The organism is Streptomyces sp. NPDC029014, assembly GCF_055564695.1.
Map to the genome: position 1 here is coordinate 54,163 of NZ_JBVHVT010000052.1, position 8,377 is coordinate 62,539.

The following is an 8,377-nucleotide window of genomic DNA, read 5'->3' on the forward strand; positions in this document are numbered from 1 at the left end:
CCCTTGATCGCCGCACAAGCCGCTGTCACCCAATGGGGTAGCGCATGCAATTCACGCCATGTTCCACCGGAGATCCGGCCACCTCCGGGCAGAAGCCGCCGTCCGGGCAGACAGAAAAGGAGGGGCTGCGCCCGCACGCCCGGGTGGGGCGGGCGGGCGCAGCCCCTGCCGTGGGGCCGGCGTCAGCGGGTGCCGCTGCTGCGGAGGCGGCGCCAGGGGGTGAAGGTGAAGACCGCGGCGCCGAGGAGGATCACCGTGCCCGCGATCAGGGCCAGGGCCCGGATGCCGCCCTCGTCACCGGCTCCCGTGTCGGCGAGGCCGCCGGAGGTGCCGGTGGTGGTGGCGCCGGTGGTGGTCGGGGAGCCCGAGCCGCCGGGCTGGGCGGTGGTGTCCAGCTCCAGGGAGACGGCGCTGCTGACCGCCTTGCACGGCACGTTGATCGGCGTGGAGCCGGGGCTCATCGTGACGTCGATGGTCAGCTGGTCGGGGCTCAGCGTCACCTTGCCGGTCTTGCCCGGCGTGTACGTGCCGGTCATGTCGCTCAGGCTGACCGGGGCCTTGTCCGGGATCGGCTCCGCGTTGGCCGGGCCGGTGACCTTGACGGTGCCGCTGTCGGCGCCTCCGAGCTTGATGTTCATCGAGGGCTTGAGGGCGCCGGCCGGGAGGGCCATGGGGCTGGCCATGGCGCCCTTGGCGGTCTTGACCGTGAGGTCGAAGGCGCCGCCGTTCTTCTTGGCGTTGATGGTGACCGGGGTCTTGATGCCGCCGGGGACGACCGCGCCGCAGTCGAAGGAGACCTCCACCGGCTTGCCCGGGAAGTCGGTCTGGCCTCCGCCGCCGCCGGTGGTACCTCCGCCGGTGGTGCCGCCGCCGGTGGTGCCGCCGCCGGTGGTGCCGCCCGTACCGCCGGTGGTCGAGCCGCCGCTCGTGCTGCCGCCGCCGTCCGTGACCTTGATGGTGGCGGCGACGCCGGCCGCCTCCTTGGGCGAGCAGTGCGTGACGAAGCCGCTGAAGTCGACGTCGTACCTGCCGGGGGTGATCGTCACGTCCCCCGCCTTGGTCAGCTTGACCTTCCCCTTCATGTCGGACATGACCATGGGGGCGTTCTTCGGGATGGGCGGGTTCTTCCGCTCGCCCTCCAGCTTCACCTCCGCGCCGAGCGCGCCGCCGAGCTTCACCCAGCCGGTCGGCTTGACGGTGTCCTTGCCCAGGTCCATCAGGTCGGTGTTGTTCGAGGCGGGCTTGACGGTCTTCCACACCACCTCGACCTCGTCGCCGACCTTCGCGGTGGCCGGCGCCGTGACCGACACCGTCGTGGTGCCCTGGACCGGGCCGCCGCCGCCCGCCGGCGGGATGCACTCCACCTTGTACGAGACCTCGGCCGCCTGGGCGGGGCCGGCCGCCAGCAGGACGCCCGCCCCGCCGAACAGCAGCGCTACCGCGGCCGCACTCACCCTCCGTTGGGTCTTCACGCCTGTCCCTTCGTCGTCGGACTGTTCTCAGACGGTGCGGACGCCTGTGGTGCGGTGAACCACGGCAGGACCGCCGTGGTGGTCGTGGGGGTCGTGGCGGGAACCGTGGGGGCCGGGGCAGCCGTCGCCGCCGGTGCCGCGCGCGGCCGGACCCGGTCCACGACGGCCATCCCGGCACGGAACAGCCCGGCCGGGACCACCAGCAGGAGCAGGGCCCAGAAGAGCAGCACCCCGTACGGCCGGGACACCCGCCACGGCTGCGTGGCCACGACCGTGTCGGCGTACTTGAGGGAGACCGTGTAGTCGCCGTGGGCACCGGCGGACAGGCCGACCGGGAGCCGGACCTCGGCCTTGCCGCCCGGCGGGATGGTGCCCTTCCACCGGACCTCCTCCCACAGCGGAGCGAGCACGCCGTGCGCGGTGCCCAGCTGGAAGACGGGGTCCTTGACGGGGGCGGGCCCGAGGTTCCCGACGGTGACGGTGAACGTCCGCCCGGGCGGGGCGCCGAACCGGGTCAGGATCCCGTCCTCGCCGGCCAGCCGGGCCCCGCTCAGCATGGCCAGGCGCGGGCTGCCCGGCTCCGCGGGCAGCTCGGCCACCGGATGATCGGTGATCTTCAGGGCGGTGGCGACGGTGGCCCGGTCCCCGCCGACCGAGGTGACGTTCACGACGCACGGGCAGGGCTTGGGCGGGGCGACGACGGCCAGTCGGGCCGTGAACCGGCCGTCGTCGCCGGTCGAGACGGCGGCGCCGTCGGCGTTGGCGCAGCTGTTGGTGCCGCCGATCATGTTCTGGCCGCAGAGCAGCAGCATCACGAGGGTCTTGGGACGCCAGCCGGTGCCGGTGACGGTGATCTCGGCGCCCTTCGCGGCCTCCTGGAGCGAGAGCGCCACGGCGGGCTCGGCAGCGGCCGCCGTGGCGGCGGGAGCGGAGGCCGCGGAGGTTGTCGGGGCCAGTGCGAGGAGGCACAGCAGCAGTGCCGCCCCTGCCGCGAGCCGGGCCCTGAGCGTGCCGATCACGTGGTTGCTCCCGTCAGCTCGTGGTCCGGAGTGCGGCCCGCCGCCCGTACGGGTTCCCCGGGCGCGGGCGGCGGCTCCCGCCGGGCCCGCCGCCCGCGTACGAGGGCCAGCGCGACCAGGGCCGCCCCGCCGAGGACGAGCAGCGCCGCGCCCACCCACCCGGCGGTGCCCCCCGGCACGAGCCGGACGGACGCGCGGGCGCTCGCCGGGGCGGCCCCGGGGGCGGTGACGGTCAGCGTGAGGTCGACGTCGTCGAGGAGCGGCGCGCCGGGCCACGGCTCGGACAGCCGGACCCGCTGGCCGGGCAGCAGCTCCACCGGCAGCGCGCGGTGCGTGCGGCCGGGAACGGCTCCGAGGAGCCCCTCGGCCCGCAGGGACAGCCCGGGCGCGAGGGTCACGTTGCCGCGGTTGACCAGGGTGTAGCCGACCTCGGCCCGGGCGCCCCGGCCGCGTACGGCGACGTCCTCGACGGTCAGCGCGGCCAGGGCCGGGCCGCCGACGCGCAGGTGGACCCGTACCCCGGCCTCGCGGCCGCCGGCCTCGGCTGCGACCACGGCCGCCGGGTGGTCGCCGGGCAGGGCGGCGGGCGGCAGGGTGACGGTGAAGGGGACGACCGCTCGGGTACGGGCGGGCAGCTTCACGGTGGCGGCGGTGCCGAAGCTGATCCAGGAGGCGGCGCCGGCACCCGCGGTGGTGTCGGTGGGGCGCACGGCGAGGCCCCCTTCCGCCGTGTGGTGGGCGTCGGCCCCGCGCAGGGTGAGGGTGCGCTCCCGGTCGGAGGGGTTGTCCAGGGCGAGGCGGTCCTCCAGGACGGTGCCGGGCGCGCCCGCGAGGTAGAAGGCCGTGCGGAGGCTGCCGGTGGCGCCCCCGGCGGGAGCGGCGGTCCAGTCGGACTCGGCGGCGGCCGCGACCACCGGGGCTGCGGCGACCACCGCGGCCGCCGCCGGGGCCGCCGCCGCGGCGTACAGCGCTGCGGCGGCGACGAGCAGCGGCGCGAGCGGGCCGCGGCGGCGGGCGGGGAGCACGGGCATGGCCGGGGGTGCTCCGTTCAGGTGCGGGCCTGCCGGCGGCGCCGGGTCAGCCAGAGCAGGCCGGCGGTGCCGGACAGCAGCACGGTGCCGCCGAGCGTGCCGAGCGCGGTGACGGAGTCGGCGGGGCCGGTCTGCGGCAGGGAGTCGACCCCGCTACCGCCAGCACCCGCTGACCCGGACCCCGATCCCCCGCCGGCGGCCGTGACGTCCAGTTCGAGGGAGGGCTTCGGGTTGTTGCCGGGGGTGCAGGTGGTGGTGGTCCCCATGGCCTTGATGGTGAGCACGCCCGCGGTGAAGGTGACCTTGCCGCTCTTCTTCGGGGTGTAGGTGCCCGACAGATCAGTGATCTTGATGGGGGTGTTGGGCGGGATCGCCTCGGAGTTGGCCGCCCCCGAGACCGGTACGGAGCCCTGCTCCGCGCCGCCGAGCGCGATGACCGCGCTCGGGTTCATCGCCCCCTTGCCGAGCTCGATGGGGCTGGACGAGACGCCCTTCTGGAAGGACATCGTCAACTTGTAGCCGTCGCCCTGCTTGACGGCCTTGATGTCGATGGGCGAGACCGCGGACTTGTCCCCGATGGGGGTCTTGCAGTCGTACGCGACGTCGACGACATCGGCGTGGGCGACGGGGGCCGCGGCGAGCACGGCCGCCGATCCGGCCAGCGCGGCGCCCAGCGCGAGCGCGGTGGAGCGTATCCGGTTGGGCACCTTCGTCTTCCCCTCGGGCCGCAAGTTACTGACGACACATCAGATTGGGGCCACAAGGTACGCCCGGGACCCTGCAAGGGGAAGACAAAGGACGCGCGGATCAGGCCCGACGGATCAGGCCCGACGGATCAGGCCGCGCGGACCCCGCGCTGCCAGACCGCCGACACCAGCGGGACGCCGGGCCGGTACGCCAGGTGCACATGGCTCGGGGCGTCCAGCAGGGCCAGGTCGGCGCGGGCGCCCGGGGTGAGCGCGCCGATGTCGGTGCGGCGCAGCGCGCGGGCGCCGCCGGCGGTGGCGGCCCAGACGGCCTCGTCGGGGGTCATGCGCATGTCCCGGACGGCGAGCGCGATGCAGAACGGCATCGAGCTCGTGTACGAGGACCCCGGGTTGCAGTCCGTGGACAGCGCGACCGTCGCACCCGCGTCGAGCAGCCGGCGGGCGTCGGGCCACTGGGCGCGGGTGGAGAACTCGGCGCCCGGCAGCAGGGTGGCGACGGTGGTGTCCGCGGCCTGGGCCAGGGCATCGACGTCGGCGTCGGTGAGGTGGGTGCAGTGGTCGGCGGAGGCCGCGCCGAGCTCGACGGCCAGCTGTACGCCGGGGCCGTAGGAGAGCTGATTGGCGTGGACGCGCGGGATCAGCCCGGCTGCGGCGCCCGCGGTCAGGATCGCCCGGGCCTGGTCGCCGTCGAAGGCGCCCTTCTCGCAGAACACGTCGACCCAGCGGGCGTACGGGGCGCAGGCCTCCAGCATCTCGCCGGTGACCAGGTCCACGTACGCGGCCGGGTCCTCGGCGTAGTCCGGGGAGACGATGTGCGCGCCGAGGTAGGTGACCTCCTCGGTGTGCGCGGCGGCGATCCGCAGGGCGCGGGCCTCGTCGGCCACGGTCAGGCCGTAGCCGGACTTGGTCTCGAAGGTGGTCGTGCCCTGGCGGCGGGCCTCGTCGAGGTGGCGCACCAGGTTGGCCTCCAGCTCCGCGTCGGAGGCGGCGCGGGTGGCGGCGACGGTGGTGCGGATGCCGCCGGCGGAGTAGCTGCGCCCGGACATGCGGGCGTTGAACTCGGCGGTGCGGTCGCCGGCGAAGACGAGGTGGGAGTGGGAGTCGACGAAGCCGGGGATGACGGCCCGGCCCTGCGCGTCGAAGGCGGTGTCCGCGGTCGGGGCCGCGGCGGCTTCGCCGACCCAGGCGATGGTGTCGTCGTCGATGACGACGGCGGCGTTCTCGATGAGGCCGAGGGGGGTGCCGTCGCCTTGGGCGGGGTCGTTGGTGACCAGGCTGCCGATGTTCGTGATGACGGTGGTGGTCATGGGTTCCTCTCGGAGTTGTCTCTCCCCCCACCCCGCCCCTTCCCGAAACCGGGGCGCCGCCCCGGACCCGTTCCGGGCGCTTCGCGCCCGGTGCGCTCGAACGCCGCGCGGGCTGGATTCTCCGGCCTCGCCGGCGTTGGAGCGCGGGGGTCCGGGCGGGGTGGGGGAACGTCAGCCGCGGACGGCCGCGATCGCTTCGGCCAGCGCGGACGGGACGTCGGGGACCAGGGCGTGGGCGCCGTCGCGGACGATGTGGCGGCCGCCGACCACCGTGTGCCGGACGTCCGCGGCCGAGGCCGCGAAGACCGCCGTCTCGGCGCCGAGCCGCGGCAGCGGCCCGGCGGTGCGGACGGTGTCCAGCGCGACGGTGGTGAAGTCGGCGAGCGCGCCGGCCTCCAGCCGGCCGGCGTCCGCCAGACCGAGGGCGGCATGGCCGTCCTCCGTAGCAGCGGTCAGCAGTGCGTTCGCCGTCCAGTGCCCCCGCGTCCGGCTGCGCAGCCGCTCGTTCAGCTCCATCGCGCGCGCCTCCTCCAGCAGGTCGATCACGGCGTGGCTGTCGCTGCCCAGCGACAGCGGGCTGCCCGCCTGCTGGAGCCGCCCGGCCGGGCCGATGCCGTCGGCGAGGTCGCGTTCGGTGGTGGGGCACATGCAGGTGCCGGTGGCGGTCCCACCGAGGAGGGCGATGTCCTCGTCGGTGAGGTGCGTGTTGTGGACGCCGGTGGTGCGCGGGCCGAGCACCCCGTGGTCGGCGAGGAGCCGGGTGGGGGTGCAGCCGTGGGCGGCCAGGCAGGCGTCGTTCTCGGCGGTCTGCTCGGACAGGTGGACGTGCAGCGGGGCCTGCCGCTCCTGCGCCCAGTGGGCGACGGTGGCGAGCTGTCCGGCGGGGACGGCCCGCACGGAGTGGACGGCAGCGCCGATCAGGGCGTGCGCGCGGGGCTTGAGGGCCGAGACGCGTTCGGCCCAGGCCTCGGCGGTGCCGTCGGAGAACCGCCGCTGGTGCTCGCTCGGGGCCTCGCCGAAGCCGGCGGAGAGGTAGGCGGTGTCGAGGAGGGTGATGCGGATGCCGGCGGCCGCGGCGGCCTCGATCAGGGCCTCGCCCATGGCGTTCGGGTCGGCGTACGGGGTGCCGCCGGGCGCGTGGTGGACGTAGTGGAACTCGCCGACGTTGGTGATGCCGGCCAGCGCCATCTCGGCGTACGTCGCACGCGCGAGCGCGAAATAGCTCTCCGGGGTGAGGTTCTGGGCTACGCCGTACATGACTTCACGCCAGGTCCAGAATGAATCCGGCGCACGCCCCATGCCCTCCACCGGGCTTGCTCCCTGCCCAAGCGGGGATGATCCGGTGCCCGAGCCGACCTGGACCACGCCGCGCAGGGCCCGGTGGAAGGCGTGGCTGTGGGCGTTGGCCAGGCCCGGGAGGGTCAGGCCGCGCAGCACCTCGGCGCCGGGCGGCGGCGCGTCCACCCCGGTGCGCAGGGCGGCGATCCGCCCGTCGTCGGACACGTCCAGGGCGACGCCCGGCTCGACGGCGGTGCCGAGCCAGGCGTGCTCCAGCCAGTACGTCTTCACCGCGTGCATGTTCAACACGTGCATGTTCAACGACATGCCAGGCCTTCCAGTACGTCGGCGAGGGCGAGGACGCCGGCCACGCAGTCGTCCTCGGGGGCGAACTCCCGCGGGGAGTGGGAGACGCCGGTGGGGTTGCGCACGAACAGCATGGCGGTCGGGACGGCCGCGGAGAGGATTCCCGCGTCGTGTCCGGCGCCGGTGCCGAGGATGGGGACGGACCCGCCCAGGATCCGGTTGATCTCGTCGCGCAGGGCGTGCTCGAACTCGACGACCGGGGTGAAGGACTCCCGGACGACCGCCAGGTCGATGCCGTCCTTGTCGGCGCGCTCGCGGGCGGCCTTCTCGATGGCGGTGACCACGGTGTCGAGGGTGTCCTGGTCGGCGGCGCGGGAATCGAGCCAGCCCCGCACCAGGGAGGGGATGGCGTTGACGCCGTTCGGCTCGACGGAGATCTTCCCGAACGTGGCGACGGCTCCGGCGAGCGCGGCCTCCGTACGGGCGGCCAGCACGGTCTCCGCGTAGGTGAGCATCGGGTCGCGCCGGTCGACCAGGCGGGTGGTGCCCGCGTGGTTGGCCTCGCCGCGGAAGTCGAACCGCCAGCGGCCGTGCGGCCAGATGGCGGAGGCGATGCCGACGGCGTCCCCGGACAGGTCCAGGGCCCGGCCCTGTTCGACGTGGAGTTCGACGAACGCGCCGATGCGGGCGAGGCGCTCGGGGTCGGGCCCGATGGCCTCGGGGTCGTACCCGGCGGCCTCCATCGCCTGCGGAAGGCTGATCCCGTCGGCGTCGCGCAGCTCGTACGCCTTCTCCTTGGTCAGCTGGCCGGAGGTGAGGCGGGAGCCGACGCAGGCCAGCCCGAAGCGGGCGCCCTCCTCGTCACCGAAGTTGACGATGGCGAGGGGACGCCTGAACTGGACGCCACGGGCACGGAGTTCGTCGAGCGCGGCGAAGGCGGACACGACACCGAGGGGGCCGTCGAAGGCGCCGCCGTCGGGGACGGAGTCCAGGTGGGAGCCGGTGACGACGGCGTCACCGGCGGTCGGGTCGCCGAGCCACGCCCACTGGTTGCCGTTGCGGTCCGTCTCGACGTCGAGGCGGCGGGCCTCCGCCTGCATCCGGAACCAGAGCCGGCAGTCGGCGTCGGCGCCGGTCCAGGCGTAGCGGCGGTACCCGCCCGAGGCGGGGGGGGGGGGGGGGGGGGGGGGGGGGGGGGGCAGAGGGGGGGGGGGGGGGTGGAGAGGGGGGGGGGGGGGAGGGGGTGTGGGGGGGGAG

7 protein-coding genes are annotated in these 8,377 nt (G+C 75.1%); all 7 read right to left on the bottom strand.

Features of this window, described 5'->3' with window-relative positions:
* Window positions 1-182: 182 nt before the first annotated feature.
* The 7 genes from ACZ4VL_RS26310 to ACZ4VL_RS26340 all read right to left on the bottom strand — a co-directional run bounded on the left by ACZ4VL_RS26310 (window position 183) and on the right by ACZ4VL_RS26340 (window position 8,322).
* A complete protein-coding gene (locus tag ACZ4VL_RS26310) occupies window positions 183-1,472 on the bottom strand; it encodes a hypothetical protein (RefSeq protein ID WP_468204520.1) in 1,290 nt (429 codons plus the stop codon).
* The gene (locus tag ACZ4VL_RS26315) at window positions 1,469-2,491 is read right to left on the bottom strand and encodes a neocarzinostatin apoprotein domain-containing protein (protein WP_468204523.1); all 1,023 of its coding nucleotides are present in this window, start codon (window positions 2,489-2,491) and stop codon (window positions 1,469-1,471) included. The genes ACZ4VL_RS26310 and ACZ4VL_RS26315 overlap by 4 nt, the downstream gene beginning before the upstream one ends.
* Entirely contained in the window at window positions 2,488-3,522 is a 1,035-nt protein-coding gene (locus ACZ4VL_RS26320) for a hypothetical protein (protein WP_468204525.1), read from the bottom strand. Before ACZ4VL_RS26320 ends, ACZ4VL_RS26315 begins: the two co-directional genes overlap by 4 nt.
* Before the next feature lie 17 nt (window positions 3,523-3,539).
* Complete coding sequence (locus ACZ4VL_RS26325; RefSeq protein ID WP_468204527.1) at window positions 3,540-4,229, bottom strand: LPXTG cell wall anchor domain-containing protein; 690 nt, start codon at window positions 4,227-4,229, stop codon at window positions 3,540-3,542.
* A gap of 128 nt (window positions 4,230-4,357) precedes the next feature.
* Entirely contained in the window at window positions 4,358-5,536 is a 1,179-nt protein-coding gene (gene hutI, locus ACZ4VL_RS26330; RefSeq protein WP_468204531.1) for an imidazolonepropionase, read from the bottom strand.
* Window positions 5,537-5,707: 171 nt separating this feature from the next.
* A complete protein-coding gene (locus tag ACZ4VL_RS26335) occupies window positions 5,708-7,141 on the bottom strand; it encodes a formimidoylglutamate deiminase (RefSeq protein ID WP_468204534.1) in 1,434 nt (477 codons plus the stop codon).
* Window positions 7,132-8,322, bottom strand: a complete 1,191-nt coding sequence (locus tag ACZ4VL_RS26340) for an allantoate amidohydrolase (protein WP_468204542.1) — start codon at window positions 8,320-8,322, stop codon at window positions 7,132-7,134. Before ACZ4VL_RS26340 ends, ACZ4VL_RS26335 begins: the two co-directional genes overlap by 10 nt.
* Window positions 8,323-8,377 lie beyond the last annotated feature (55 nt).